Source organism: Saccharopolyspora erythraea (assembly GCF_018141105.1).
In the GTDB taxonomy this organism is placed as follows: domain Bacteria; phylum Actinomycetota; class Actinomycetes; order Mycobacteriales; family Pseudonocardiaceae; genus Saccharopolyspora_D; species Saccharopolyspora_D erythraea_A.
This window is the reverse complement of record NZ_CP054839.1, coordinates 686294-711773: the sequence shown is the minus strand read 5'-3', so window position 1 is coordinate 711773 and position 25480 is coordinate 686294. Positions and strand designations below refer to the sequence as shown.

The window sequence follows — 25480 nt, the reverse complement described above, 5'->3', positions numbered from 1 at the left end:
CGTCGGAGGCCGGCGCGTGCCGGTGCTCAAGGCGGCGCGCGGCCGGTGCCGGAAGTGCGTGTGAGGGCGGCGTGCCCGCCTCCGGCGGCGGTAACCTGGAGTGGTGGCGGTCACACCACTGCCGAATGCCCGGCGGCGGCTGATCGACATCTCGTTCGCCGAAGCGCTGGAGGACGACGCCGAGTCCGGCGGCCAGCGCAGCGACGAACTCGTCGAAGCCGCGACGTACTGGCGACGGGCGGGCGACCACGAGCGCGCCCGTCGCGCACTGCTGGGCGCCGTGGACGCCGACGACGGCACCGGCTTCTTCGACGCGAAGGCCGCCTACGCCGCCTACCTGATGCTGCGCGGTCTGCGCGAGCACGCCGACGAACTCTTCGCGGGGCTGCTGCACTCCCACTCCACCCGCGAGGAGACCTACCTGTCGGCCGCCTGCGCCTACGCCCACGACGGACGCCCGCGCATGGCGATGCGCTGGGCCAACGTCGGGCTCCAGCGGCTCGTGCCCCACGGTTTCCCCCGCGACTTCGCCGGCGGCGACCCCGGCTACGAGCTGCTGCGCTTCCGCCGGTCCCTGCGGCAGCGCCTCGGCGAGCCGGCCGACGCCCTCGACGAGGTCTTCGACCAGGCCCTGCACCGCGGACACGAGCTGAGCGAGCACATCCGCGCCGTCCGGCGGCAGGCCGGTGCACCCGCCGCGGACACCCCGGACACCGCATGAGCTGGGCGGCGTTGGCCAAAGCGAGGGCAGAGCAGTAAGTTGCGGTGCGGCGACTGCGGCGGCGGTGCCGGCCGAGCACCCGCCGAGCCGCGGCCAAGCGCGAGGAGCCGGCAACGGCGCCGGTCATCCGGCCACGCATGAATGGACAAACTCACAACGCCCGGAGGCGCCGGCATGACGCAGGCCGAGACCAAGACCGACCCGACGACCCTGCAACTGCCCAGCGAGCTCAAGCCCGCCGACGGCCGCTTCGGCTGCGGACCGTCCAAGGTCCGCCCCGAGCAGCTGTCCCGGCTCGCCGACGAGGGTGCCGCGGTCATGGGCACCTCGCACCGCCAGAAGCCGGTGAAGTCGCTCGTCGGCCGGGTCCGGGAGGGCCTGCGGGAGCTGTTCTCGCTGCCCGAGGGCTACGAGGTCGTCCTCGGCGTCGGAGGCACCACCGCGTTCTGGGACGCCGCCTCGTTCGGCCTGGTACGCGAGCGCGCACTGCACCTGACCTACGGCGAGTTCTCCTCGAAGTTCGCCAAGGCCACCAAGGGCGCCCCGTTCCTGGCCGACCCGGTGGTCGTCTCCGCAGAGCCCGGTGACGCGCCGGACCCGGTGTCGGACCCGAGCGTCGACCTGATCGGCTGGGCCCACAACGAGACCTCCACCGGCGTGATGCTCGCGCCGTCCCGGCCCGAGGGCTCGGAGAACGCGCTGATCGCCGTGGACGCCACCTCCGGCGCGGGCGGGCTGGCCTTCGACGCCCGCGACGTCGACGTCTACTACTTCGCCCCGCAGAAGTGCTTCGCCGCCGACGGCGGGCTGTGGCTGGCCGCGATGAGCCCGGCCGCGATCGAGCGGATCGGCGAGATCGGCTCCACCGACCGCTGGGTGCCGGAATTCCTGTCGCTGCCGACCGCGCTGGACAACTCGCGCAAGGACCAGACCTACAACACCCCGGCGGTCGCGACGCTGTTCATGCTGGCCGACCAGATCGAGTGGATGAACGGCCAGGGCGGGCTGGACTGGTGCGTCTCGCGCACCCGCGAGTCCTCGCAGCGGCTCTACCAGTGGGCCGAGGCCTCGGACTACGCGACGCCGTTCGTCACCGACCCGGCCAAGCGCTCGCAGGTCGTCGGCACGGTCGACTTCGCCGACTCGGTCGACGCCGCGGCGGTGGCCAAGGCGCTGCGCGCCAACGGCGTCGTCGACACCGAGCCCTACCGCAAGCTGGGCCGCAACCAGCTGCGCATCGGCATGTTCCCGGCGATCGACCCGGACGACGTCTCGGCGCTGTGCAAGTCCATCGACTGGGTGGTTTCCCAGCTGCACTGAGCCGGTCCGGCGGCATCGCCGGCCCGAGCGGGTCCGGACCGCGGTTCGCTGACTCGCACAACTGATCTTCACTCGATGTGCGGCATCCGGCCACTAAGGGTGATCACCGAGTGAAGATAAGTGGTTCTACCTGTTCGCATGGTGACCACCGATCGGGCAAGATCGGATGCTGAGAGGGTGGTCATCGAGACGACGAACCCGGCGTGCCTCCTGCGTCAAGGGGGCGCGCCGGGTTACTGTCACAGCTTGGTGACATGTAGTCGGCGGGAGGCTGGCGTTATGCGAGCGCTGCGGGTGGTCGGGCTGGACGAGGACGGTGAGACCGTCATCTGCGAGGACCCCGAGAACGGGGACCGCTTTACCGTGCCCGCCGACGAACGCCTGCGCGCGGCGGCCCGCGGGGATCTGACCAGGCTTGGCCAGGCGCAGATCGAGATGGAGGCGCAGATGCGGCCGCGCGAGATCCAGGCGCGGATCCGCGGCGGCGCGTCCGTCGAGCAGGTCGCCGAGGCCGCGGGCATCCCCGAGCAGCGCGTCGAGCGCTACGCCTATCCGGTGTTGCTCGAACGCGCCCAGGTCGCCGAGATGGCCCAGCGCGCTCACCCGGTCCGCGAGGACGGGCCGGACGTGCAGACGCTCGGTGAGGTCGTCGCGCACACCTTCGGCATGCGCGGCCACGACTACAACGAGACCTCCTGGGACGCCTGGCGCGGCGAGGACGGCAAGTGGGTCGTCGAGCTCCAGTGGAACGCAGGTCGTTCCGAGAACGCCGCGCACTGGGTCTTCCACCCCGGGGCGCACGGCGGCACGGTCGCCGCGCTCGACGACCACGCGGCGGATCTGCTCGACCCGTCGCCGAACCGCCCGCTGCGCACCGTCCGGCCGGTGACCGAGCTGGCCAGGGAGGCCCTGGAGCTCGACCAGCAGTCCGGCGCCGAACGCGCCGAGCCCGTGCCCCCGCAACGCGCGGAGCCTTCCGCTTCGGTGCCGCCGCTCGACCTCGACGGCGGCGCGCCCGCGGCGAAGGCGCCGGAGGCGCCGGCCGCGGAGCCCGAAGAGGAGCCGGAGGCTCCGGCCGACGACGCCGAGCCGGGCGCAGCCCCGGCGGAGGCGGCGACCGCGGAGGACGAGGACGGGCAGCGCAAGGCGGAGCCGCAGCGGCGCGGCCGCAAGAACCACCCGATCGTCCCGTCGTGGGAGGACGTCCTGCTGGGAGTCCGTTCGCACCGCTGAGCGGCCAGGCACAGCTGAACCGGAGGGCCGGTGATCCGCGGATCACCGGCCCTCCGGTTTTCCGGCGCGATTCGGGTGTCGCACGACACCGTGCTGGGCGTGGCTTCGGCGCGCGATGCCCTCACAGCCTTTCTTGGATCTTTGAAGCGGCGAGCCGCTTGGCCCACCCCCGCAACCGGCACCGCCGCGGGGTTCTCAGGCGTCCTCTGGCGAGGACAGCTTTTTCGCCGCGTATGGGCGATACGTCAGAAAAAGATCCCGGAGGGCGCCTGAGGTTCCGCCACCGGAACCGCAAAGCAAGGTGAGTCCGAAGACAGCCGCTTACAGCTCCGCCAGGTGCACCGCCGACGAGGCGGTCGTGCGCAGCGCCTCGGCCATGCGCTTGCGGTGGCGGTCGACGGCCTCCGCGCTGACGCCTTCGGCGGTGGCCCAGGCGAAGTCGTCGGCCGTCACGCGCAGCGCCGCGTTCAGGGTCGCGGCGCGGACGCGGATCTCGGGGGCGTCGGCGGGAAGTCCCGTGTGCAGGCTCAGCACCTCGGCGAAGGTGGGTTCGGCGCGCTCCTGGAGCACGAGCCAGGCCGCGCGCAGAGCGGGTTCGTCCCGGGTCATGCGGATCACGGCAAGCACCGCGTCCGTGTCCGCGCGGGACGACTCCGGCATGAACGTGTACTCACCGCGAAGGTGCTCGGCCAGGTCGACCTCCGGCGGCCAGCTCCGCAGGATGGCCTGGAGGCCCTCGACGGCCTTGGTCAGCAGCGGTTCCACGCAGCTCTCCTTGGCCCGGAACAGCCGCCACAGCGTCCGCTCGGAGACCCCGGCGGCGCGGGCGATCTGCTGGCCGGAGGTCGCTGCCACGCCCTGCTCCCCGAACAGCCGCACGGCCTGGCGGGAGATGTCGAGCCGCTGCTGCCTGCGCGCCTGGTCGCTCACCGGCGGTCGTCCGCGGCGGCTGCCGCCGTCCTGCTCGTGCGCCACGGCCACCTCCGCTCGAGTCGTGCTTCGCGAACCGGACACACCCTATACCAGCGCACATTTTATTGGCACTGACTGCCAGAAAAGAGTACGGTCGGCAGCGGCTCCAGACACCAGGGAGGAGAGCCATGACCGTCGCTCCCGAACACCACCAGTTGCCGTTCACCAGGCCGAACCTGCTCGATCTCGCGCCGCTGTACGAGGTGTTGCGCCGCGAGGCCCCGATCACCGCCGTGACCACTCCCGCGGGCGACCCGGCCTGGCTGGCGACCCGCTACGACGAGGTGCGGGAGCTGCTCGCCGACTCCAGGTTCGGCCGCTCCCATCCCGAACCCGAGCGCGCCGCGCGGATCTCGACCGCCGCGGTGCAGGACGGCCCGTCCGGGAACTACGAGACCGAAGAGGCCGACCACACCCGGATGCGGCGGCTGCTGACCCCGGCGTTCTCGGCCAAGCGGATGCGGGCGCTCTCCGACCACGTGCAGACCCTCGTCGACGGCTACCTCGACGACCTGGCCGCCGAGCACGAGGCGTCGGCCGACGGCGTCGTCGACCTGCACGCCGGGCTGGCCTTCCCGTTGCCGGTCACGGTCATCTGCCGGCTGCTGGGGGTGCCGGAGAGCGACCGCGAGCACTTCCGGTCACTGTCGGACCGGATGGCCAGCTACTCCGCCGACGGCGACGCCCACCGGGCGCGCGCGGAGTTCAGCCGCTACATGGCCGGGCTCGCCGAAGCCAAACGCGCCGAGCCGGGGGAAGACGTCATCTCCGACCTAGTCCGGGCCCAGGACGCCGACGAGGAGTTCGACTACGCCGAGATGGTCCGCCTCGCCGTCGGGCTGCTGTTCGCCGGGCACGAGACCACCGTCAACCGCATCGGGCTGGGCACGCTGTTCCTGCTCACCCGGCCCGAGCAGTGGGCCGCACTGGTCGCCGACCCGGACGGCCGGGTCGACGCCACCGTCGAGGAGATCATGCGCCTGGGCGCCCCTGGCGACCTGGGACTGCTGCGCTACGCCCACACCGACGTCGACATCGCCGGGGTCACCATCCAGCGCGGCGACGCCGTCATCCTCTCGATCAACGCCGCCAACCGCGACCCCTCCACCTACGCCGACGCGGAGACCTTCAACCCCGACCGCGAGGAGCGCACCCACCTCGGCTTCGGGCACGGCAGGCACTTCTGCATCGGCGCCAGCCTCGCCCGCATCGAGCTGCGGATCGTCTTCGCCACCCTCGCCCGCCGCCTGCCCGGCCTGCGGCTGACCGTCGGGCTCGACGATCTCGACGTGCGCACCGACCACATCACCGGCGGCGTCCGGAGCCTGCCCGTCACCTGGTGAGCACCAGTACACGGCTGGCGAGGACGGCCACGACCGCGTCCTCGCCGGCCCGCTGGGCGAATATCACAACGTCGGCGATCGGCAGCAAAGGCTTCTGAGGTTCCGCCACCCGCGCCGCCACGCAAACCCCGTCCGAAGCTCCTAATGCACGCCGGGGGTGCTCGGTCCGAGGGCACTCAGCAGCAGTGCGATCCAGGCCAGCGCGACGCCCGCCGCGGTCCCGAAGGCGACCCACCGCCACACCGGGATGCGCCTGCCGAGCCAGATCGACGGCGCGAAGCCCGCCGCCACGACGACGTTGACGCCGATCGCGAGCGCGGGGCTGACCTCGGCGAGGCCCTGGGTCACCACTACCAACGTGACCACCACGATCGCCGCGATGATCGCGGTGATGGTGAGCCCGGTGGCCCACGGCGTCGGCGGCACCGGGCCGTTGTGCGCTCCCCTGGCGTACCGGCCGGCGTAGCCGCCTCCCGCCTGCCGGGAGGTGCGCCTGCGACCGACGCGGTCGACCTCGCCGGTCACCGGGTCGGCGTAGCCGATCTCGCCGCCGGTCTCCACCGCCAGCCGCAGGGCGAGCTGACGTCCGCGCCGGGAGACCTGGGTGGCCACCTCGCCGGACACCGCACCGGGCTCGTCCGCCTGCTCACCGGCCGGCGCCTCGCTTATGGCGTCCACCACGTGCGCCCACTCGTGCAGGGCGTCGACCAGCCCCTCCGGCAGCGGCAGGCGCGCCGGGTCGACCTCGCGCTCGGCGCCGTTGACCAGCACCGCCCGTCCGGAGCGGGCGCGCAGTTCCCACGTCGTCGACTTCATCGGCTCAGATCCCGCTCATCGCGTGGAAGGCGATCGCGCCCGCGGTGGCCACGTTCAGCGAGTCGACCCCGCCCGCCATCGGGATGCGGACCGCGACGTCGGCCGCGGCGATGGCCTGCTCGGTCAGGCCCGGCCCTTCCGAACCCAGCACGACCGCTACCGGTCCGCTGTCCAGCGCCGCCTCGCGCAGCGACACCGCGTCCGGGCGCGGCGTCAGCGCCGCCACCCGGAAACCGCCGTCGCGCAACAGGTCCAGGTCGTCGGGCCAGGACTTCAGCCGGGCGAAAGGCACCCGCAGCACGTGCCCCATCGAGACCCGGACGCTGCGCCGGTACAGCGGGTCGGAGCAGCCTTCGCCGAGCAGCACGCCGTCGACGCCGAGCGCCGCGGCGTTGCGGAACAGCGCGCCGAGGTTCTCGTGGTCGCCGACGCCTTCGAGCACCGCGAGCCTGCGGGAGCTCGCGACCAGGTGCTCGGTCGTCACCTCGGGTGCGCGGTCGGCGACCGCCAGCACGCCCCGGTTCAGGTGGAAGCCGACGACGGAGGCCATCACGTCGGCCTCGGCGACGTAGGCGGGCACGTCCAGCGGCGCCAGCAGGTCGGCGAGGGCCTCGATGCGGCGCCGGACGCCGAGCAGCGCCCGCACCGGGTACGGCGAGGCGACCAGCCGCTCGACGACGACCACGCCCTCCGCGATCACCAGGCCGCGGCCGCCGGGGCGGTCCGGACGCCGGTCCGCGGTCGACAGGTCGCGGAAGTCGTCGACCCTGGGGTCCTCGACATCGGTCACCTCGACGATCTGCGCCACGTACCGCATTTTCGCATTGCCCGGAATCCGCTGTCCGGGGCCGATGATGATCCAGCTCACAGGGATCAATTCGGGCTTCGGCGGCATAACTCGGGCGATCTCGGCGTTGTTGCTTGCCGAAAGCAACGATTTCGAGGGAGCGAGGAGCACCCATGCCCCGGGCCGAGGAGGAAGCAGTCGAGGCCGAGAACTCCAGCTCATCCAGAAAAGCCCGTTTTGCCCTGATCCTGGGCGGGTTGACGGCGTTCGGGCCGCTGTCGATCGACATGTACCTGCCCGCCCTGCCCGACCTCACCCGCGAGCTGGGCGCCACCGAGGCGCAGGCGCAGCTCACGCTCACCGCCGTTCTGCTCGGCCTGGCCTTCGGCCAGCTCTTCGCCGGGCCGATCAGCGACGCCGTCGGCAGGCGCAAGCCACTGCTGGCCGGCCTGGCCGTCTACATCGCCGCGACCGTCCTCTGTGCACTGACCGAGTCGGTGCACACCCTGGCGCTGCTGCGCGCGCTGCAGGGGTTCGGCGCGGCGGCGGGCATGGTGATCGCCCGCGCGTCGGTGCGCGACCTGTACTCGGGCGCCGAGGCGGCGAGGTTCTTCTCCTCGCTGATGCTCGTGGTCGGCCTGGCGCCGATCCTGGCGCCGGTGATCGGCGGGCAGGTGCTCGCCCACACCACCTGGCGCGGGGTCTTCGTCGTGCTGACCGCCTTCGGCGTGGTGCTGATGGCCGTCGCGGCGTTCGCGCTGCCCGAGACCAAGCCGAAGCAGTGGCGCCAGCCGGCGCGGATCGGCCCGACGTTCCGGACCTTCGGCATGCTGCTGGCCAAGCCGTCGTTCCTGGGCTGCGCTCTCGCGGCGGGACTGGCGATGGCCGCGATGTTCGCCTACGTCTCCGGTTCGTCGTTCGTGATGCAGAACGTCTACGGCATGTCGCCGCAGACCTACGCGATCGTCTTCGGCGCGAACGCGATCGGACTGGTGGCCGCGGGCCAGGTCAACGCCAGGCTCGTCGGCCGGGTGGCCACCGAGGCGCAGCTGCTGACCACCGCGCTGCTCACGGCCTCGGTGGCCGGTGCCGTGCTGGTGACCGCGGCGCTGCTCGGCCTGCCGCTGCCGGTGCTGCTGGGCGCGCTGTTCGTGATGATCGCCTCACTGGGCTTCGTGATGCCCAACACCACGACGCTGGCGCTGGCCGAGCACCGCGAGGTCTCCGGCAGCGCCTCGGCGCTGCTGGGCGTCAGCCAGTTCGTCGTGGGCGCGCTGGCGGCTCCACTGGTGGGAATGGGCGGCGTGGGATCGGCGTTGCCGATGGTGTCGGTGATGTTCGGTGTGGTCCTCGCGTCGGCGGTGGTGTTCCTCACGCTGGGGCGCCGCGGCGGGCCGGCCCAGCGGATCGTGGCCACGCGGACCAGCGGCTCGGCGCGGGTCGAGGTCTCGGCCACCGAACGCTGACAAGCCCCGGGCTGGGGCCCGCGGGCCCCAGCCCCTGCCACGCGGAGAGGAAGTTTCTTTCACCATGGCCCGACTCGGCGACAGCGACCTCGACGTCTTCCCCATCTGCCTCGGCGGCAACGTGTTCGGCTGGACCGCCGACCGCGACCAGTCCTTCGACGTCCTCGACGCCTACGCGGCGGCGGGGGGCAACTTCGTCGACACCGCCGACGTCTACTCCGCCTTCGCCGAGGGCAACGCGGGCGGCGAGTCCGAGGCGGTGCTGGGCGAATGGCTGCGCGCCCGCGGCAACCGCGACCGGATCGTGATCGCCACGAAGGTCGGGGCGTGGGGCCGGCGGCCGGGCCTGGGGGCCGAGAACATCCGCGCGGCGGCGGAGGATTCGCTGCGCAGGCTGGGCACCGACCACATCGACCTCTACTACGCGCACCGCGACGACGAGCGGACGCCGCTGGAGGAGACGCTGGCAGCCTTCGACGAGCTGGTGCGCGCGGGCAAGGTCCGCCACATCGCCGCGTCGAACTACACCGCGCCGCGCCTCGCCGAGGCGCTCGAGGTGTCCAGGCGTGAAGGATTCGCGTGTTTCACGGCGCTGCAGCCGCACTACAACCTCGTCGAGCGCGCGGAGTTCGAGGGCGAGCTGGCCGGGCTGGCCGAGCGTGAGAACCTGGCGGTCCTGCCGTACTTCGCGCTCGCCAAGGGCTTCCTCACCGGCAAGTACCGTCCGGGGGACGCCAGCTCCGAGAGCCCCCGCGCCGACCGCGCTCGCGCCTACCTCGACGAGCGAGGGGTGAAGGTGCTCGCCGCACTGGACGAAATCGCGACTCTGCGTGACATCCCGGTTGCCTCGGTCGCGTTGGCGTGGCTGCTCGGAAAGCGGAACGTGACTGCACCGATCGCCAGTGCCCGCAACACCGAACAGCTCTCGGCCCTGCTCCCGGCAGCCGAGAGCGCGCTCACCGACGCCGAGGTGCAGCGGCTCGACGAGGCGTCCGCCTGACCCCCTGCCGCACCCCGCCCGGGTGAGGGTGTCGTCCACCGTTTTGGCCGCTGTACCAGTGGGTATCGATGTGTCACGGTGGGTCTCCCATTGATGGAGCGCTGGCGTGCGCGCACACGGCGCTGACGTGCTTGGCCGACCGAGCGGGGAGACGGCATGGGAAGGCACGTGGACAACCGGGTGTTCAGGCCGGTGGATCGGCAACGCTATCGGGAAAAGATGCAACGGGGGCTCGACGCGCTCGCCCGGATGCTCGCCGAGGGCAACTTCTCCTTCCCGCACCAGCAGATGGGGCTGGAGATGGAGCTGCACCTCGTCGACGAGCACATGGAGCCGTCGATGTCCAACACCATCGTGTTGGAGAAGATCAGCGATCCGGCGTTCACCACCGAGCTCGGGCAGAACAACGTCGAGTTCAACGTGGAGCCCCGGGTGCTGGCGGGCGACGGCGCGCTGCGCCTGGAGGAGGAGCTGCGCACGGCGCTGGCGCGCGCCGACGGCAAGGCGCACGACGCGGGCGCCAAGCTGGTGATGATCGGGACGCTGCCCACCGTGCGCAGGGCGCACGTCGAGCCGCACTGGCTGACCAAGCTGCCGCGCTACCAGCTGCTCAACGAGCAGATCTTCAGCGCGCGGGGCGAGGAGACGCTGCTGGACATGGAGGGCGTGCCGCTCCCCGACGGCAGCAGCGACAAGCTGCGCTCCTACGCCGACTCCATCCAGCCGGAGTCGGCCTCCACCTCGGTGCAGCTGCACCTCCAGGTCGCGCCCGAGGACTTCGCCGCGCACTGGAACGCCGCCCAGTGCCTGGCGGGAATCCAGCTCGCGATCGGCTCGAACTCGCCGTTCCTGCTCGGCAAGGCGCTGTGGCACGAGACGCGGATACCGCTGTTCCAGCAGGCCACCGACACCCGCTCGCAGGAGCTGAAGAACCAGGGCGTGCGGCCGAGGGTGTGGTTCGGGGAGCGCTGGATCACCTCGATCTTCGACCTGTTCGAGGAGAACGTGCGCTACTTCCCCGCACTGCTGCCGGAACCGGAGGACGAGGATCCGGTCGCGGCCCTGGACGCGGGGCGGGCGCCGGTGCTGGCCGAGCTGCGGCTGCACAACGGCACGATCTGGCGGTGGAACCGCCCGGTCTACGACCTCGTCGACGGGGTGCCGCACCTGCGGGTGGAGAACCGGGTGCTGCCGTCGGGGCCGACGGTGGCCGACGTGCTGGCCAACGCGGCGTTCTTCTACGGAGCGCAGCGCGCGCTCACTGAACAAGATCGTCCTTTGTGGACGAGGATGTCGTTCGAGGCGGCGGAGGAGAACTTCTTCGCCGGCGCCCGCAACGGCCCCGACGCGCACCTGTACTGGCCCGGCGCGGGCTGGGTGGCTCCGGACGAGCTGGTGCTGCGCAGGCTGCTGCCGATGGCCCACGACGGGCTGCGCGCGTGCGGTGTCTCCGACGCCGCACGGGAGCGCTACCTCGGGATCATCGAGCAGCGCTGCCTGAAGCGGCAGACCGGTGCCGCCTGGCAGCGGGACACCGTGGTGGCGTTGGAGCGGCGCGGCATGGACCGGCAGGAGGCGCTGGCGGCGATGCTGCGCCGCTACATCGAACTGGCCGAGAACGGCGACCCGGTCCACTCCTGGCCCGTCCCGCCGCGGTGACGAGAACGCTACTGCGCTGCCCGAGAACCTGTCTTGGGTCTTTGAAACGGCGCAGCCGCTTGGCCCACTCCCGCCACCGGCACCGGCACCGCCACGCAGGGTGAGTCCGAAGACCGCCTCCAATGCGGGTGACGACTATGGCGCGGTCGGTCCGGTCGCGACCGCGCCGTAGATCTCCAGCACCGGACGGCCCTCGACCACGTGCGCACGGCCCCGCACGCCGAAGACGCCGGCGAGCAGGTCCGCGGTGAGCACTTCGGCTGGTGCTCCGGTGGCCACGACGCGGCCCTCGTCGAGCACGGCGACGCGGTGGCAGTACTCGACCGCCTGCCGCAGGTCGTGCAGCGTCAGCAACACCGCCAGCCCGTCCGATGCCAGCCCGGCGAGCAGGTCGAGCACGCCGAACTGGTGCCGCAGGTCGAGGTGGTTTGTCGGCTCGTCGAGCACGAGCACGCGCGGCCGCTGCGCCAGCGCGCGGGCGATCGCGACCCGCTGCCGCTCGCCGCCGGAGAGGGTGCGCACGTCGCGGTCGGCGGCGCCGGCCAGCGCCGTCGCGGCCAGCGCCTCCCCGACGATGCGCCGGTCCTCGGCCCGCATCGGCTCCAGCAGCCCCAGATGCGGCACACGGCCCTGCGCCACGACCTCGCCGACGGTCAGCGCCGCCCGGTGCTCGGCCTCCTGCGTGGTCGCCGCCAGCGTCCGCGCCAGCCGCCTGCGCCCGGTGGCCGCGACCGGCAGCCCGGCCACCTCCACCGCCCCGGCCTCCGGGCGGACCGCGCGGTAGAGCGTGCGCAGGAAGGTCGTCTTGCCGCTGCCGTTCGGGCCGACGAGGCCGAACACCTCGCCCTCCCGCACCGACACGTCCACATCGGACAGCACGGCCGTGCCGTCCAGGACCACGCGGACACCACGCGCACCGATCACGCCGTCCGCCTCCGCCGCCGCAACATCACCAGGAACAGCGGTCCGCCGACGATCGCGGTGAGCACCCCGACGGGCAGCTCCGATGGCGCGACCACCAGCCGCGCGGCCAGGTCGGCCAGCACCAGGAACAGTGCGCCGAGCACCGCCGAGACCGACAGCATCCGCCGCGCCTCCGCGCCCACCAGGAACGCGGCGGCGTGCGGCACCAGCAGGCCGACGAACACGATCCCGCCCGCGACCGCCACCGCGGTGCCCGCCAGCAGCGACACCGCGACCAGCGACAGCAGCCGGAAGCGGCGCGCGTGCAGGCCCATCGCCGCGGCCGCGTCGTCCCCGGCGTGCAGCAGGTTCATCCACCGGCCGGCCGCGACCGCGGCGACGATCCCGGCGCCCAGCACCGCCGCGGGCACCGGCAGCAGCTCCCAGCGCGCCCCGCCGAGCCCGCCGGTGATCCAGAACAGCACCTGCTTGGCCTGGTCGCCGGTGGCGAAGGCGTGCAGCACCAGCGACGTCAGCGCGTAGGCGACCTCCCCGACGGCCAGCCCGCCGAGCACGAGCGTGGTCACCGACCCCGACCTTCCCGCCACGGCCAGCACGAACAGCAGCGCGAGCAGCCCGCCGGCGAACGCCGCGACCGGCAGCGTCGCCATGCCGACCACCCCCGCGCCGAAGCCGAGCACGGTCACCAGCGAGACGGCCAGCCCCGCACCCTGCGAGACGCCGAGCAGGTAGGGGTCGGCCATCGGGTTCGAGGTGACGATCTGGGCGATCCCGCCCGCCAGCGCGAGCGCGGCGCCGACGACGACCGCGGTGGCCACCCGGGGCAACCGCGAGTCCCACACGATCGAGGCCCGCACCGGCGTCCAGTCCTGCTCCACCGGCAGCAGCGGGGCGGCGAGGATCCGCCAGACCTGGCCGGGCGGCAGGTGCACCGAGCCCAGCGACACCGCGACCAGCCCCGCCAGGACGAGCGCTACGAGCAGGACGACTTGGACGGCCGCGACCTTCATGCGCCGTGCAGGTCCCGCGCCAGCCGCTCGACGGCGTCCGGGAACCGGATGCCCTCGGTCAGCTCGACCAGCGGGACCGTGCTGTAGCGCCCGGCCCGCACCGCCGGGGTGCCCGAAGCCAGCGGGTGGGCTTCGAGGTAGGCGCGCTTGTCGTGGACCGGCTTGGCCAGGTAGTCCACCAGCACGATCGCCCGCGGGGCGCGGGCGGCGACCTGCTCCCAGCTCACGTCGGCGAAGCCCTCCGGGACGTCGGCGAAGACGTTGCGGGCCCCGGCCCGGGTGAGGGCGTCGTTGCCGACGCCGTGGCCGCCGAGGGTGAAGGCCGCCTGCTCACCGGAGTCGTAGACGAAGACGTCCACCGGCGGCACGCCCGCCAGCCGCCGCTCGACCGCGCGGACGCGGCCCTCGATGTCGGCGGCCAGCGCCGACGCCCGCTCCCGCAGGCCCAGCACGCGGCCGAACATGTCGATGTCGGCCAGCAGCGCGGGCATTCCGGTCGGCCCGGTGGCGCACGACTCCGAGAGCAGCAGCGTCGCGATGCCCTTGCTCTCCAGCGCCTCCCGGCCGCGACCTTCGCCCTCGTCGAAGGCGCTGCTGTACCCGCCGACCACTAGGTCGGGCTCGGCTTCGAGGATGCGCTCGGCCGACGGGTACTCCTCGGCCAGCAACGGCACACGCGCGTAGTCGGCGGCCACCGACGCCGGAGGTGTGCGGTCGTCCGGGTAGGCGGCGCCGACGAGGCGGTCGCCGAGGCCGAGCGCCAGCAGGATCTCGGTCGCGTGCTGGTTCAGGCTGACCACGCGCCGCGGCGGCTCGGCGATGACCTGAGTCCGCCCGCAGTTCTCGACGCGCATCCCCTCCCGGGCGGGCCCGTTCGAGGCCGCGGTACCGCAACCGGCCAGCAGGAAGGTGGTGGCCAGCACCACGAGCAGGCGTCGCATCGGGCCTTCCGGGGGTCAGGGCCCGCGGCACGCCCCGGACCCGCGCTCCGGCGACGTCCTGAGCCCCCACCGCGGACCTCGGCGGTCGTCGGAGCATCCGCCGCGAGCGGGTGATCGGGCTCGCCGCGCGCGTCGCGCGGCCTACCGTTGCGGGTCAGCGCCGGACTTCGACCGGACTTCCCCCGCTCACGCGGTGTCGTGGTGGATGTTGCCCGAACCGCCCGAAGCGGTCAACTGAGCCAGGATCGCCACTACCGCGCGTCATCGCAGGCCATCGGGCGAGGACCGTCCATCCACTGAGATCAACACCTCCCCGAACTGCGAACACGGAAGTGTTGCCAGTATCTTGCAATTGCTAGAGACTGCCCTTAGCCACAGACGCAGTAGGGAGAACGCTCAATGGCTCAGTACGTGCTGCCCGAGTTGGATTACGACTACGCGGCGCTGGAGCCCGCGATCTCGGGGGAGATCAACGAGCTGCACCACAGCAAGCACCACGCGACCTACGTCAAGGGCGCCAACGACACGATCGACAAGATCGCCGAGGCCCGGGACAAGGGCGACTTCGGCTCGATCGTCGGGCTGGAGACCACGCTGGCGTTCAACCTGGCGGGCCACTCGCTGCACCTGGTGTGGTGGAAGATCCTCAGCCCCAACGGCGGGGACAAGCCCACCGGGGAGCTGGCGGCGGCCATCGACCAGGACTTCGGGTCGTTCGACAAGTTCCGCGCCCAGATGGAGGCGGTGTCGACCACGATCCAGGGCAACGGCTGGGGCGTGCTGGCCTGGGACCCGGTCGGTCAGCGGCTGATCACCCAGCAGCTGCGCGACCACCACTCCAACCTGTCGATCGCCACCACGCCGCTGCTGGTGTTCGACATCTGGGAGCACGCCTACTACCTGCAGTACCGCAACGTGAAGGCCGACTACGTCAAGCAGCTGTGGAACGTGGTCAACTGGGACGAGGTCGCCAAGCGGTTCCAGGACGCCCGCGCCGGCTACAACGGACTCCGCCTGCCCGCCGCGTGAGACCGCCCCGCGTCCTCGCGCCGACGACTGGAGGACGCGCGGGCAAGACTCGGCGGTGAATGCTCCGACAAGCTGAGCTGCCGAAGCCTTCGGGGCCCTCCACTTCCCGCCGGAGGGCCCCGAAGTGCTGTTCAGGGGCTATTCGCGGTCAGCGGACTCCCGGCCGGCCTTGCGCTTGACGTGCCGGATGCGCCAGAGGACGGCCGCGAGCGCGACGACCGCCAGCACGAGCAGGACCTGGGCGTCGGTGACCCCGGCGATGGCACGGCGCAGCCACACCTGCACCGCGAACTGACCGTCCACATCGGCCAGGCCACCGAGGTTGGCGGTCCCGTCGGTCACCACGAACAGCACGCCGACGGCGACGAAGACCAAGCCGGAAACCAGGTTCGCGGTGTGCACCCGGAAGCGGCCGACGCCGACCTCCCGCCCGCGCAGCCACTTCCGGTTGCGGATGTCGAAGCGGTCCCACAGCACGGCGAGCACGAACAGCGGAAAAGCCATGCCCAGCGCGAAAACCGCGAGAAGCACGGCACCGTAGAGCGGGTCGCCACCGGTCGCCGACACCGTGAGCACGCTGCCCAGCAGTGGCCCGGCGCAGAATCCCGCCAGGCCGTAGACGGCGCCGAGCGCGAAGACCGACAGGTTCGACGAAACCCTGATCCGGCCGGTGAGCTGTTGCGCCGCGCTGATTCCGAAGCCCCGTCCCGAGATCTGGAGCAGTCCGAGTCCTATGAGGACCAGACCGCCGGCCAGCGTGACGGTGTCGCGGTAGGACGTCAGCAGCGCGCCGAAGAGTCCTGCCGCCGCGCCCAGCGGCACCAGCGTCACGCAAAGACCGGCGTAGAAGACCGACGTGCGGGCGACCAGCCTGCCGATGCCGTTGAAAGCGTAGGCGAAGAACGAGGGCAGCAGCAGCGCCGAGCACGGGCTGAGCAGCGACAGCAGACCGCCGAGGAACGCGCCGAGGATGCCGATCTCGGTCATCGCGCCCGCGCCTGCTCGATGACCTCGGTGAACACCTCCAGCGGCTGGGCGCCGAACACCGGCTGCCCGTTGATCACGAAGGTGGGCGTGCTGGACACCCCGAGCTGCGCCCCCTCCATGGCGTCGGCCTGGACGCCCGCGTAGACCCCGGGGTCGCCCATGTCGGCCTCGAACCGCTGGATGTCGGGCACGCCGGCCTGGCGGGCCAGTTCCACCAGCCGCTCCCGCGGCATCGGCGGGTGGCCGGTGGGCGGCGCCTGGGCGAAGACGGTGTCGTGGAACTCCCAGAACCTGCCCTGCCGGGCCGCCGCGCGCCCGGCCTGGGACGCCGACAGCGACTCCTCGCCGAAGATCGGGAAGTCGCGCCACTCGATGCGCAGGACGCCGGTGTCGACGTAGCGGCGCTGGAGCTCCGGTTCGATGTCGCGGCCGAACTTGGCGCAGAACGGGCACCGGAAGTCGGTGTAGTTGACCAGCACCACCGGTGCGTCCGGACGTCCCTTGGCCAGCGGGTCGCCGGGGTCGCGCCGGGCAAGCGACTCCAGCGGGTTCTGCCGCGTCGGCGGCGCAGGTGCAGCAGGCGCAGGCGGCGTCTCGCCGCGGTTCTGCGTCGCGAGCACGTAGCCGACCAGGAACACCACCGCCACGGCCAGCACACCCGCCAGCACGTTGAGCCGACGGACCTTCGCCTTGCCCACCAGAGCCTCCGTTCGTCAACTACTACGGAGGATAGTAGATGCTCAGAGCCGGCCGTCGGACAGGCAGTAGAGCAGCACCAGACCGGCGACGACGCCGACCGCGGCCATCGCGGGTGCGGCCGCGGCGAACACCGCCGCGAGGTAGCCGGTGCGCCCGCGCAGGGAACCACGCTCGGCGCCCAGCCAGCGCAGCCGCAGCTCCACCGCCTCCCGCGACATCGCCAGCGAACCGGCGGGCACCCCCGTCCCGCTCACGGCGCGCAGGGCGGCCCGCACCGGACCCGGCCCGCAGCGCGTCGCGGCGGCGGCATCGGCGGCGAGCTCCACCAGCACCCGCACCACCGGCGGCGCGGCCCGGAACAGCGGGACGAACGGCAACGCCCGCGCGAGGACGTCGGCCATCAGCACGAGGCGGTGGTGGTTGCCGGACAGGTGCGCGCGCTCGTGCGCGAGGATCGCGTCGCGCTCGGCGGCGCCGAGCCGGGAGACGCCGGTGGTCGCCACGATCGCGCCGCGCCGGCCGCCGAGGCTGTAGGCGACCGGGGCCGCCTGCTCCAGCCACATCACGGCCGAATCCGGTTCGGTGGTCGACAGGACCCGCAGCAACCGGAGGTGGCGCCGACGCCTTCCGGCTTCACGCCTGGTCAGGCGGTACGCGACGAACAGCGTCCGGACCGCCGCCGCGAACACCGGCAGCGCCGCGCCCAGGCGCAGGACGTGCTCCCACACCGGTTCCCCACCGGCGTGGACGGCGTTGGCGCAGCTCCAGGCCATGCCGATCAGGTGGTCGGCCGCGCCGCGGTGCGGCAGCACCAGCAGGACCGCACCGGCCACCGCTCCGGCGACGACGACCGCCGCGGAGGCCACCCAGACCGTCAGCGCGACGCCAGGTCGCACCCGCGGGCTCACCACGGCGCGCAGGTAGAGCGGTCCGGACAGGGCGATGAACACCGCGCCCGCGAGCAGCCCGATGGCCAGTGTCACGACTCGCGCCCCCTGTCCAGAGCGCGGCGCAGCACCTCGGACTCGCGGTCGGACACCGAACGCGCGAAGTGCAGCAGCACCGACTCGGCGTCACCGGAGGAGTCGAGCACCTCGCGCAGCAGGTTCGCGCCCGCCTCCTCGCGGGTGCGGGCCGGGCGGTAGCTGTAGGCGCGGCCGGTCATGGTCCGGTGCACCCAGCCCTTGCCGTGCAGGTGGTCGAGCACGGTCATCACGGTGGTGTAGGCGAGCCTGCGTTCGCCGGCGAGACGATCGAGCACGTCGCGGACCCGCATCGGCTCACCGGACGACCACAGGACGTCCATCACCTTCAGCTCCAGCTCACCCAGACCGAGCATGGCACCTCCCGCGCCGAGTCTATGCAGGCGCGCTGCGGCGCAGCAGATGCGCCGCGAGTGCGGCAACCCACGCCCAGCCCACGACGATCGTGAGCCGTTGCAGCAGCCCGGCGAACGGCATCAGCGCGGCGTTCTGGGCGAAGCCCACGCCGGCGAGTACGAACCCGGCCAGGAAAACCACCGCGGTCGCGGCCGAGTACCAGGCCCAGCCGGTGCGGCCGGACTTGAAGCAGCGGTGGGCGAGGACCCCGCACGCCAGCGGCAGCGCGGCGAAGACGAGCGCGGAGAAGGTGTCGTGCAGCGAGCCGGTGAGCGTGCTCTGCCCCAGCATCGGGGTGCCTGCCGGGTATCCGCTGATCGGGTCGGTCCGGAAGAACCCCGCTCCGATCAGGCCGATCGCGTAGACGCCGAGCAGCCGCGACAGCCAGAGGCCGCCTGCGGTGCGCCGCACCCCGACCGCGAACGCGAACATCAGCACGCCGGTGACCACGAAGCTGGTGCTCTGCACCCAGCCGGACTCCCCGAGCGCGAGCGAACTCACCGGGTGGCGCAGCGCGCTGTAGCCGGGCCGCAGCGCACCGGCGACGAGGAACACGACGACGAACAGCACGGCGCCGGCCAACCCGCACGCGAAGTACGCGCGCGGCGCGCGCGAGGCGTTTCCCATGCGCCGCACCCTACTTCGGCGATCGGGACCCGATGGCCGCTTCGCCTGCACCTGGTCCACGCTGCGGGGTGGTTGAGGTGCCCGCCGCCCGGCGTCGGATCCGCGGGGACGCCGTATCTCAACGCGGTGCCCACGCGAACGGGCCCCGGCTTCCGGAGAAGCCGGGGCCCGATCTGTTCCCGAACTGACTGCCGCTCCCACCACGAAGCGGACGGGTATTAGGTTAGCCTAACCTGCCAGCACGGGCAACCCTTCGATCCACAACGAATCCCGCGCGCCGGAAATCAACGGTCAGACGCCCGGACCGGCCTGAAGACGCAGCCCGACGAGGGCGCTGTCACTGGCGCCAGCGGTTGCGACGGTGACAAGCTGGGCCGCCGCCTCCGAGGACGGAGAACGCCATGCCGCACACGCAGCCCCGCCGGGAGGCCGGTTCATCCGGGTTCCTCCTGCGGGCAGCCACCCCGGCCGATCTGCCCGCCGTGGCCCCGCTCTGGGAGACGGCCTGGCTCGACGGCCACCGCGACCGGGTGCCCGACGAGCTGATGGCTTTGCGCGACTCCGCCCACTTCGCGCACTACGCGGCCAGGTAGGTGTCGGCGACCACGGTCGCGACGGAGAACGCCGGGCATCTCATCGGCCTCGTCATCGTCGGGCCCGACGACGGAGAAGTCGTGCAGCTCGCGGTCGACCGCGACGCCCGGGGACGCGGTGTCGGCACCGCTCTGCTGCAGGCCGCGGAAACCCGGCTCTCCTCGGGACACCGCGAGGCGTGGCTGGCCGTGGTCCCCGGCAACACCACCGCCCGCCGCTTCTACGAGCTGCACGGGTGGCAGGACACCGGGCGGATCGTGCACCACGCGCCGACCCGCACCGGAACGGTCGCCGTCCCGGTCCACCGGTACGTCAAACCCCTCAGCGCCTCGTAGCGCTGACATGTTTCGGATGTGGCTTGCGTAGTGGGTCGCCTGGCGGAACCTCAGCCGCCTTCTCGCTCCGGGATCTCCGACTGACGTATGTCCGATACGCGGCGTCGAAGCTGTCCTCGCGAGAAGACAGCTGAGAACCCGCGGGTGGTCCAGCTGAGTCCCACACCGCAAGCGGCTCCGCCGCTTGTGGCACAGAGCTAGGAATCGCCTTCCAGGCGGCTTCCGACACGTCCACCGCGCGCTCTGCGGCGGGCGAGCACACCCGCCGCGACGAGTGCGGCCGCCAGCGACAGCAGGCCGCCGATCATCAGCGGCGACCGCGGGCCGAGCACCGCAGCCAGCCAGCCCGACGCGAGCCCGCCCAGCGGCTTGCCGCCCAGGAAGACCAGCATGTACAGCCCCATGACCCGGCCGCGCACGGTGGGCTCGACCGAGAGCTGCACCGTCGCGTTCGCGCTGGTGGTGAAGGTCATCACCGCGATGCCGACCGGGATCAGCGCCACCGCGAACGTCCAGTAGCCCGGCATCATCGACGCCACGACCTCCAGCGCGCCGAACGCCGCCGCACCGATCAGCACCAGCCGCATGCGCGGCCCTCCGCGGGCGCTGCGGCGGGCGGCCAGCGACGCGCCGGACAGCGTCCCGACGGCGAGCATCGTGATCAGCAGGCCGTAGCCGTCGGCCTCCCGCTCGAAGGTGTTGCGCGCCAGCACCGCCAGCGTGTTCTCGAAGTTCATCCCGAAGGTGCCGATGCAGAGCACCAGGGCCATGAGCGTGATCAGGTCGGGGCGCCCGCGCACGTAGCGCAGGCCCGCCACGAGCTGCCCGCGCTTCTCCCGCGGCGGCGCGGACCGGTGCAGCCTGGCCGGGTCCATGAGCGCCAGCCCGGTGACCACCGCGACCGAGCTGAGGCCGTTGGCCAGGAACACCCAGCCGGTGCCGGCCGCGGTGATCATCAGGCCGGCCACCGCTGGTCCGACGATGCGGGCCAGGTTGAACGTCATCGAGTTCAGCGCCACCGCGTTGGTGACCTGCGCGGGCCCGACCATCTCGGTGACGAACGACTGGCGCACCGGCGCGTCGACCGCGGCGAAGCAGCCCAGCACCAGGCACAGCGCGTATACGTGCCACAGCACCACCACGCCGGTGACGTCGAGCAGCCCCAGCACGAACCCGCACGCCCCGAGCGCGCTCTGCACGCCGATGAGCAGCCTGCGCTTGTCGAAGCGGTCGGCGGCCACCCCGGCCCACAGCGTCAGCAGCAGGGTGGGCATGAACTGCAGCGCGACCGCGACACCCAGCGCCGCCGCGTTGCCGCCGGAGAGCTCCAGGACGAGCCAGTCCTGCGCCGCCCGCTGCATCCAGGTGCCGGTGAGCGACACGACCTGCCCGGACGCGTAGTAGCGGTAGTTGCGCTCGCGCAGCGAGCGGAACATGCCACCGCCACCGGATGCGTCCGATGTGGACGACCGCGTGAGGTTGTCCGGGACCTCGCCGGGTGCCTTCGCTCCCGGCCGGAACGAGGTCTCTTCGGACACTGTTACGCGGTCAGCTCCTCGGGGTCAGCGGCTCGCCAGCCGGTCGATGATCTCCGCGGCGCGGCACAGGGTGGTGCGCTCCTCCTCGGTGAGGTCGGCGAGCTGGAGGTCCAGCCAGCGCTCGCGCGCCGACACCTCCTCGTCGATGCGGGCCTTGCCCGCGTCGGTCAGCTCGACGATGGCCTGCCTGCCGTCGGTGGGGTGGGCCCGCCGGACCACCAGCCCGGAGTCCTCCAGGGCGGCGATCACCCTGGTCATCGACGGCGGCTGCACGCCCTCCTTGGCCGCGAGCTCGCCCGGTGTCATCGGGCCGACCTTGTTGAGGCAGAACAGCGCCGACAGCTGGGAGAGCGTGATCGCAGAACCGGTGCTCTGCGCCCGGAGCCTGCGGTTCAGGCGGACGACCGCGACCCGCAGCCTGCTGGCCAGGGTGCGCTCGCGCTCGGCAATCTCGGACACGTCGTTAGTCTACCAAACTATCTAGGCGATTCGGACAGAAACCGTGCAGAACGGTCACGATTTCGCAAGAGCCTAGCGGCAGCGGGCCTCCAGGTCAGGCACCGAACGCATCACTGACCGGCCCGGCGACGAAATACAGCACGAACGCCGCGGACACGACCCACATCAGCGGGTGCACCTTCCGCCCCCGCCCGGTGGCGAGCTGCATCACCACGTAGCTGATGAAGCCCGCGCCGATGCCGTTGGCGATCGAGTAGGTGAACGGCATGACCACGATCGTCAGGAACGCGGGCAGCGCGATCGTGAAGTCCGACAGGTCGATCTGGCGGATCTGGCTCATCATCATCGCGCCGACCACCACCAGCGCCGGGGCGGCCGCCTCGACCGGGATCACCTGGTACAGCGGGGTGAAGAACATCGCGGCGAGGAACAGCAGCCCGGTGACCACGTTGGCCAGGCCGGTCCGCGCCCCCTCGGCGATGCCGGAGGCCGACTCCACGAACACCGTGTTCGAGCTGGCCGAGCCCAGGCCGCCGGCGACCGCGCCCGCGCCCTCGACCGCCAGCGCCTTGCCGATGCCGGGCAGGTTGCCCTGCGAGTCGGCGAGGTTGCCCTCCTTGCCCAGGCCGGTCATGGTGCCCATCGCGTCGAAGAAGTTCGCCAGCACCAGCGTGAACACCAGCATCGCCACGGCCAGCGCGGGCAGCCGCGTCAGGGCGCCGAAGGAGACGTCGCCGACCAGCGACAGGTCGGGCAGGTCGATCACCTTCTCCGGCAGCGCCGGGTAGCCGAGGTTCCAGCCGTGGAGGTTGACGCCCTTGGACGGTCCGGCCTGCACGATCGTCTCGATCACGATGGACAGCACGGTGCTGACCGCGACGCTGATCATGATCGCGCCGCGCACCTTGCGCGCCACCAGCACCGCGGTGAGCACGAGCCCGAACACGAACACCGCCGTCGGCCACGACGCGATGGAGCCGTTGATGCCGAGACCGACCGGCACCGTGGTGTTGGCCTCGTCCGGCAGCCGCCGCACGAAACCGGCGTCGACCAGGCCGACGAAGCTGATGAACACGCCGATGCCGACCGCGATGGCCGCCTTCAGCTCCGGCGGCACCGCGTTGAACACCGCCGTGCGGAACCCGGTGGCGACCAGGACCAGGATGATGATGCCGTCGATCACCACCAGGCCCATCGCCTCCGGCCAGGTGACCTGCGGGGCGATGGTGACCGCCAGCAGGGTGTTGATGCCCAGCCCGGCGGCGATGGCGAACGGGTAGTTCGCGATGAGGCCGAACAGGACGGTCATCACACCCGCGACCAGCGCGGTCACCGCGGCGACCTGCGGCACCGGCAGGATGTTGCCGAGCACGTCGCGCTTGGCGGTGGCGTCCTCGGCCGAGTAGCTGCCGAGGATCAGCGGGTTCAGGACGATGATGTAGGCGACCGTCACGAACGTGACCACTCCGCCGCGCACCTCGCGGGCGATGCTGGAACCACGCTCGGTGATCTTGAAGTAACGGTCCAGTACCGGCTGTCTGGTGGTGCTGCTCATCTACCCGCTTCCCCGGCGTTCTTGCTGGTGACCCAGGTAGCCTGCCTGACGTGGTAGACGACAGCGAATCCGCCCCCACCGCGTTCGGGCACCGGCACGTGCCCGCCCTGCCGCCCAGGCTCGCCGAGCCGACGCCGGTGGTGCTGGCAGGCACCGTGCTCTGGTGCGCGGGAGCGGTCGTGTTCGCCGTCATGGCCCCCGGCGGCATCCAGTTCTGGACCAGCGCCGTCGGCTGCGGGCTGGGCGTCGTCGGCTACGGGGTCTTCCGATGGCAGCGCTCGGCGTCCCGCCGCGGGGCACGCGGGGCGTGGAAGGGGCTGTCGGGACTCGACGGCTGAGCGGCGGCCCGCCCCGGCCCCGTCCGCGTCTCAGAGCAGCCGGTACCGGTAGGAGTGCCGGTTCAGGTGCATCACCATGCACGAGAGCAGCGCCCCGCTCTTGTGGTACTCGCTCAGGTTGACCAGCGCGATCTCGAAGCCCAGCCGGGTGGCGACGTCCTCCAGCTCGCGGTTCTTCGCGATCTCCTGCCGGTACTCCTCGCTGCCCGCCGACAGCTCGTGGACGTGCGAGGCGTTGAGGATCAGGTTGTTGAGCCGGACCGAGTTGCACAGCCCGGTGTAGGCCGCGTCCACCGAGACGTCGACGACCTCGGTGTGCTTCTCCAGCAGGCGCAGCTCCTCCTGCTCCAGCACGCCGGTGCACACCAGCGTCTGCTCGCGCGTGATCGGGAATACCGCGCAGTCCAGGTGGTAGAGGTGGGGGTCGCGCTGCGCCAGCGGCACCACGGTCATGTCGAAGGTGCGTTCCATCCACTCGTAGGTCTCGCGCTGCGAGCGGATCCCGTACCCGCCGACGTAGACGTCGTCGTGGAGGTGCTTGAGCTCGGCCTCCCCCTCGAACTTCGTCTCGGGTACCACGACGCGGTAACCCATGGACTCGAAGAAGCGCACCCCCACCCCGGTCTCACCGGCGCGCGGCGGCGAGGTGAAGTTGGAGACGACCACGGTGTCGCGCGCGGGCAGGTGCTCCAGCACGATGCCGAGGTTCGCGGTGAACACGAGGTCCTGGAGGCCGTCCGGCCGCGGCGTGGGCAGCAGGTAGACCATGCCCTCGGCCGCCAGGAACCGGTACAGCGTGAGGAACTGCGCCATCGCCCTGCGGTAGTCGGGCCGGCGCTCCTCCTCGTCGATCTCCTCCATCCAGATGTTGTTGGCGACCTCGGTGGAGAACGAGAAGGGCGCGTTCAGCAGGAACGCGGGCCCCTCGAACTGCGTCGGGTTGCGCGGGCGCTGCACGGCGGTGCTCATGGTCATCGCGACTGTTCCTTTCCGGGTTGCTTCGGGGCGATCCGCACGAGCGCGTCGACTCCTGCCTCGACGTGCCCGCCCGGCAGGCACAGCGGGACGAGGTCGTGCGTGCCGGAGAGCGGGATGATCAGGTCGACCTGCGAGCCGAACCGGATCTGGGAGAACCGGGTGCCCTGCTGCACCGCCTGCTGCTGGCCGAGCACGAACGGGGTGATGCGGTTGACGTCGTAGTCGGCGATCTGCAGGACGTAGTACGACAGGTGCAGCGCACCGACGTCGATGCGGTTCACCACGCGCTGGTTGTGCCGCAGGTACTCCGAACCGCCCGCCGGGATACGCAGCTCGTCGAGCAGCTCGTGCTCCACGTCGAGCATCGGCAGGTTGAAGGTGTCGATGGGGGCCAGCTCGCGGTAGGACAGGCGGCCGGAGTAGGGCACCCGGTTGACGTGCACGTCGTAGAAGGACATGAAGATGCCGATCACCAGGCTGCGCTCGGCGTAGGAGTCGTCGCGCAGGGCTTCGCGGATCGTGTGCGGGCAGCCCTTGATGTCGACGACCGGCTCGTCCGGGTCGAGGACGTCCTGGTAGAGGATCACCCCGTCGGCGGGTGAGAGGAACAGGTCCGGGTCGGCGTGGACCGGGCGCAGCGGGTCGCGGAAGAAGTACTGCTCCGACAGCCACCTGACCGGTTCGTCGCGGAACGGTTTGACGTCCTCGTCGATCCAGCGGCGCAGGGACTTCACCATGTCGGTCGTCCAATCGGGTCGGTTCGGGTGGGT

27 protein-coding genes are annotated in these 25480 nt (G+C 71.8%); 11 read left to right on the top strand and 16 right to left on the bottom strand.

The window, feature by feature from the left end; all coding sequences use genetic code 11:
* Positions 1–103: 103 nt before the first annotated feature.
* The 3 genes from HUO13_RS03370 (at position 104) to sepH (ending at position 3274) form a co-directional block, all read left to right on the top strand.
* Complete coding sequence (locus HUO13_RS03370) at positions 104–721, top strand: hypothetical protein (protein ID WP_249124420.1); 618 nt, start codon at positions 104–106, stop codon at positions 719–721.
* A gap of 174 nt (positions 722–895) precedes the next feature.
* Positions 896–2041: a phosphoserine transaminase gene (serC, locus tag HUO13_RS03365; protein ID WP_211900037.1), complete on the top strand. Its 1146-nt coding sequence runs from the start codon at positions 896–898 to the stop codon at positions 2039–2041.
* A 279-nt stretch (positions 2042–2320) separates the two neighbouring features.
* Positions 2321–3274, top strand: coding sequence for a septation protein SepH (sepH, locus tag HUO13_RS03360; protein ID WP_211900036.1), 954 nt, complete (start codon positions 2321–2323; stop codon positions 3272–3274).
* A 321-nt stretch (positions 3275–3595) separates the two neighbouring features.
* On the opposite strand, the gene HUO13_RS03355 is transcribed toward sepH, so the two are convergent.
* Positions 3596–4249 carry a TetR/AcrR family transcriptional regulator gene (locus tag HUO13_RS03355; RefSeq protein WP_249124419.1) on the bottom strand — a complete coding sequence of 218 codons (654 nt, stop codon included), beginning with the start codon at positions 4247–4249 and terminating at the stop codon, positions 3596–3598.
* A 125-nt stretch (positions 4250–4374) separates the two neighbouring features.
* Here HUO13_RS03355 and HUO13_RS03350 point away from each other — a divergent pair, with 125 nt between their 5' ends.
* Positions 4375–5589 carry a cytochrome P450 gene (locus tag HUO13_RS03350; protein ID WP_211900035.1) on the top strand — a complete coding sequence of 405 codons (1215 nt, stop codon included), beginning with the start codon at positions 4375–4377 and terminating at the stop codon, positions 5587–5589.
* A 141-nt stretch (positions 5590–5730) separates the two neighbouring features.
* On the opposite strand, the gene HUO13_RS03345 is transcribed toward HUO13_RS03350, so the two are convergent.
* Together HUO13_RS03345 and HUO13_RS03340 are read right to left on the bottom strand one after the other, a co-directional pair.
* Positions 5731–6405 (bottom strand): DUF2537 domain-containing protein, encoded by a 675-nt coding sequence (locus HUO13_RS03345; protein WP_211900034.1) that lies wholly within the window; start codon positions 6403–6405, stop codon positions 5731–5733.
* Between the two features lie 4 nt (positions 6406–6409).
* Positions 6410–7222 (bottom strand): TrmH family RNA methyltransferase, encoded by an 813-nt coding sequence (locus HUO13_RS03340; protein ID WP_432757821.1) that lies wholly within the window; start codon positions 7220–7222, stop codon positions 6410–6412.
* A gap of 143 nt (positions 7223–7365) precedes the next feature.
* On the opposite strand from HUO13_RS03340, the gene HUO13_RS03335 reads away from it, so the two are divergent.
* The 3 genes from HUO13_RS03335 to HUO13_RS03325 all read left to right on the top strand — a co-directional run bounded on the left by HUO13_RS03335 (position 7366) and on the right by HUO13_RS03325 (position 11317).
* The gene (locus HUO13_RS03335; protein WP_211900032.1) at positions 7366–8658 is read left to right on the top strand and encodes a multidrug effflux MFS transporter; all 1293 of its coding nucleotides are present in this window, start codon (positions 7366–7368) and stop codon (positions 8656–8658) included.
* A 64-nt stretch (positions 8659–8722) separates the two neighbouring features.
* Positions 8723–9658, top strand: a complete 936-nt coding sequence (locus HUO13_RS03330) for an aldo/keto reductase (protein WP_211900031.1) — start codon at positions 8723–8725, stop codon at positions 9656–9658.
* Positions 9659–9814: 156 nt separating this feature from the next.
* The gene (locus HUO13_RS03325; RefSeq protein ID WP_211900030.1) at positions 9815–11317 is read left to right on the top strand and encodes a glutamate-cysteine ligase family protein; all 1503 of its coding nucleotides are present in this window, start codon (positions 9815–9817) and stop codon (positions 11315–11317) included.
* Positions 11318–11452: 135 nt separating this feature from the next.
* Here the strand turns inward: HUO13_RS03325 and HUO13_RS03320 are convergent, their stop codons facing one another.
* The 3 genes from HUO13_RS03320 to HUO13_RS03310 are packed head-to-tail and all read right to left on the bottom strand — an operon-like array spanning position 11453 to position 14192.
* Positions 11453–12241 (bottom strand): ABC transporter ATP-binding protein, encoded by a 789-nt coding sequence (locus HUO13_RS03320; protein ID WP_211900029.1) that lies wholly within the window; start codon positions 12239–12241, stop codon positions 11453–11455.
* Positions 12238–13251, bottom strand: coding sequence for a FecCD family ABC transporter permease (locus HUO13_RS03315; protein ID WP_211900028.1), 1014 nt, complete (start codon positions 13249–13251; stop codon positions 12238–12240). Before HUO13_RS03315 ends, HUO13_RS03320 begins: the two co-directional genes overlap by 4 nt.
* Complete coding sequence (locus HUO13_RS03310; RefSeq protein ID WP_211900027.1) at positions 13248–14192, bottom strand: ABC transporter substrate-binding protein; 945 nt, start codon at positions 14190–14192, stop codon at positions 13248–13250. The genes HUO13_RS03315 and HUO13_RS03310 overlap by 4 nt, the downstream gene beginning before the upstream one ends.
* 399 nt (positions 14193–14591) lie before the next feature.
* On the opposite strand from HUO13_RS03310, the gene HUO13_RS03305 reads away from it, so the two are divergent.
* Entirely contained in the window at positions 14592–15221 is a 630-nt protein-coding gene (locus tag HUO13_RS03305) for a superoxide dismutase (protein ID WP_211900026.1), read from the top strand.
* A 138-nt stretch (positions 15222–15359) separates the two neighbouring features.
* Here the strand turns inward: HUO13_RS03305 and HUO13_RS03300 are convergent, their stop codons facing one another.
* The 5 genes from HUO13_RS03300 to HUO13_RS03280 are packed head-to-tail and all read right to left on the bottom strand — an operon-like array spanning position 15360 to position 18913.
* Positions 15360–16208, bottom strand: a complete 849-nt coding sequence (locus HUO13_RS03300; RefSeq protein ID WP_211900025.1) for a cytochrome c biogenesis CcdA family protein — start codon at positions 16206–16208, stop codon at positions 15360–15362.
* Positions 16205–16906: a DsbA family protein gene (locus HUO13_RS03295; RefSeq protein WP_211900024.1), complete on the bottom strand. Its 702-nt coding sequence runs from the start codon at positions 16904–16906 to the stop codon at positions 16205–16207. The genes HUO13_RS03300 and HUO13_RS03295 overlap by 4 nt, the downstream gene beginning before the upstream one ends.
* 42 nt (positions 16907–16948) lie before the next feature.
* On the bottom strand, positions 16949–17890 hold the full coding sequence (locus HUO13_RS03290) for a M56 family metallopeptidase (protein ID WP_211900023.1): 942 nt from the start codon (positions 17888–17890) through the stop codon (positions 16949–16951).
* Complete coding sequence (locus HUO13_RS03285) at positions 17887–18246, bottom strand: BlaI/MecI/CopY family transcriptional regulator (RefSeq protein ID WP_211900022.1); 360 nt, start codon at positions 18244–18246, stop codon at positions 17887–17889. Before HUO13_RS03285 ends, HUO13_RS03290 begins: the two co-directional genes overlap by 4 nt.
* Before the next feature lie 19 nt (positions 18247–18265).
* Positions 18266–18913: a DUF998 domain-containing protein gene (locus HUO13_RS03280; RefSeq protein WP_211900021.1), complete on the bottom strand. Its 648-nt coding sequence runs from the start codon at positions 18911–18913 to the stop codon at positions 18266–18268.
* Between the two features lie 401 nt (positions 18914–19314).
* Between HUO13_RS03280 and HUO13_RS37260 the strand changes: the two genes are divergently transcribed.
* A complete protein-coding gene (locus tag HUO13_RS37260; protein ID WP_249124418.1) occupies positions 19315–19506 on the top strand; it encodes a hypothetical protein in 192 nt (63 codons plus the stop codon).
* Positions 19507–19842: a GNAT family N-acetyltransferase gene (locus HUO13_RS37255; RefSeq protein ID WP_249124417.1), complete on the top strand. Its 336-nt coding sequence runs from the start codon at positions 19507–19509 to the stop codon at positions 19840–19842.
* Positions 19843–20039: 197 nt separating this feature from the next.
* Here the strand turns inward: HUO13_RS37255 and HUO13_RS03270 are convergent, their stop codons facing one another.
* From HUO13_RS03270 to HUO13_RS03260, 3 genes are all read right to left on the bottom strand, one after another.
* On the bottom strand, positions 20040–21380 hold the full coding sequence (locus HUO13_RS03270) for an MFS transporter (RefSeq protein WP_211900020.1): 1341 nt from the start codon (positions 21378–21380) through the stop codon (positions 20040–20042).
* A gap of 24 nt (positions 21381–21404) precedes the next feature.
* Positions 21405–21839, bottom strand: coding sequence for a MarR family winged helix-turn-helix transcriptional regulator (locus tag HUO13_RS03265; protein ID WP_009945148.1), 435 nt, complete (start codon positions 21837–21839; stop codon positions 21405–21407).
* A 94-nt stretch (positions 21840–21933) separates the two neighbouring features.
* Positions 21934–23394, bottom strand: coding sequence for an NCS2 family permease (locus tag HUO13_RS03260; protein WP_211900019.1), 1461 nt, complete (start codon positions 23392–23394; stop codon positions 21934–21936).
* Between the two features lie 50 nt (positions 23395–23444).
* Here HUO13_RS03260 and HUO13_RS03255 point away from each other — a divergent pair, with 50 nt between their 5' ends.
* On the top strand, positions 23445–23732 hold the full coding sequence (locus HUO13_RS03255; RefSeq protein WP_211900018.1) for a DUF2530 domain-containing protein: 288 nt from the start codon (positions 23445–23447) through the stop codon (positions 23730–23732).
* Positions 23733–23762: 30 nt separating this feature from the next.
* Here the strand turns inward: HUO13_RS03255 and HUO13_RS03250 are convergent, their stop codons facing one another.
* Positions 23763–24707: a dimethylarginine dimethylaminohydrolase family protein gene (locus HUO13_RS03250; protein ID WP_211900017.1), complete on the bottom strand. Its 945-nt coding sequence runs from the start codon at positions 24705–24707 to the stop codon at positions 23763–23765.
* Positions 24704–25447 (bottom strand): phosphatidylserine decarboxylase, encoded by a 744-nt coding sequence (locus HUO13_RS03245; protein ID WP_211900016.1) that lies wholly within the window; start codon positions 25445–25447, stop codon positions 24704–24706. The genes HUO13_RS03250 and HUO13_RS03245 overlap by 4 nt, the downstream gene beginning before the upstream one ends.
* Positions 25448–25480 lie beyond the last annotated feature (33 nt).

Bases quoted from the DNA above. Each gene is read 5' to 3' on its own strand.
- serC (WP_211900037.1), top strand. From the start codon at position 896: ATGACGCAGGCCGAGACCAAGACCGACCCGACGACCCTGCAACTGCCC.
- sepH (WP_211900036.1), top strand. From the start codon at position 2,321: ATGCGAGCGCTGCGGGTGGTCGGGCTGGACGAGGACGGTGAGACCGTC.
- HUO13_RS37260 (WP_249124418.1), top strand. From the start codon at position 19,315: ATGCCGCACACGCAGCCCCGCCGGGAGGCCGGTTCATCCGGGTTCCTC.
- HUO13_RS03345 (WP_211900034.1), bottom strand. From the start codon at position 6,405: ATGAAGTCGACGACGTGGGAACTGCGCGCCCGCTCCGGACGGGCGGTG.
- HUO13_RS03325 (WP_211900030.1), top strand. From the start codon at position 9,815: ATGGGAAGGCACGTGGACAACCGGGTGTTCAGGCCGGTGGATCGGCAA.
- HUO13_RS03350 (WP_211900035.1), top strand. From the start codon at position 4,375: ATGACCGTCGCTCCCGAACACCACCAGTTGCCGTTCACCAGGCCGAAC.
- HUO13_RS03245 (WP_211900016.1), bottom strand. From the start codon at position 25,447: ATGGTGAAGTCCCTGCGCCGCTGGATCGACGAGGACGTCAAACCGTTC.
- HUO13_RS03315 (WP_211900028.1), bottom strand. From the start codon at position 13,251: ATGAAGGTCGCGGCCGTCCAAGTCGTCCTGCTCGTAGCGCTCGTCCTG.
- HUO13_RS03310 (WP_211900027.1), bottom strand. From the start codon at position 14,192: ATGCGACGCCTGCTCGTGGTGCTGGCCACCACCTTCCTGCTGGCCGGT.
- HUO13_RS03300 (WP_211900025.1), bottom strand. From the start codon at position 16,208: ATGACCGAGATCGGCATCCTCGGCGCGTTCCTCGGCGGTCTGCTGTCG.
- HUO13_RS03335 (WP_211900032.1), top strand. From the start codon at position 7,366: ATGCCCCGGGCCGAGGAGGAAGCAGTCGAGGCCGAGAACTCCAGCTCA.
- HUO13_RS03260 (WP_211900019.1), bottom strand. From the start codon at position 23,394: ATGAGCAGCACCACCAGACAGCCGGTACTGGACCGTTACTTCAAGATC.
- HUO13_RS03250 (WP_211900017.1), bottom strand. From the start codon at position 24,707: ATGACCATGAGCACCGCCGTGCAGCGCCCGCGCAACCCGACGCAGTTC.
- HUO13_RS03285 (WP_211900022.1), bottom strand. From the start codon at position 18,246: ATGCTCGGTCTGGGTGAGCTGGAGCTGAAGGTGATGGACGTCCTGTGG.
- HUO13_RS03305 (WP_211900026.1), top strand. From the start codon at position 14,592: ATGGCTCAGTACGTGCTGCCCGAGTTGGATTACGACTACGCGGCGCTG.
- HUO13_RS03340 (WP_432757821.1), bottom strand. From the start codon at position 7,222: ATGCGGTACGTGGCGCAGATCGTCGAGGTGACCGATGTCGAGGACCCC.
- HUO13_RS03280 (WP_211900021.1), bottom strand. From the start codon at position 18,913: ATGGGAAACGCCTCGCGCGCGCCGCGCGCGTACTTCGCGTGCGGGTTG.
- HUO13_RS03330 (WP_211900031.1), top strand. From the start codon at position 8,723: ATGGCCCGACTCGGCGACAGCGACCTCGACGTCTTCCCCATCTGCCTC.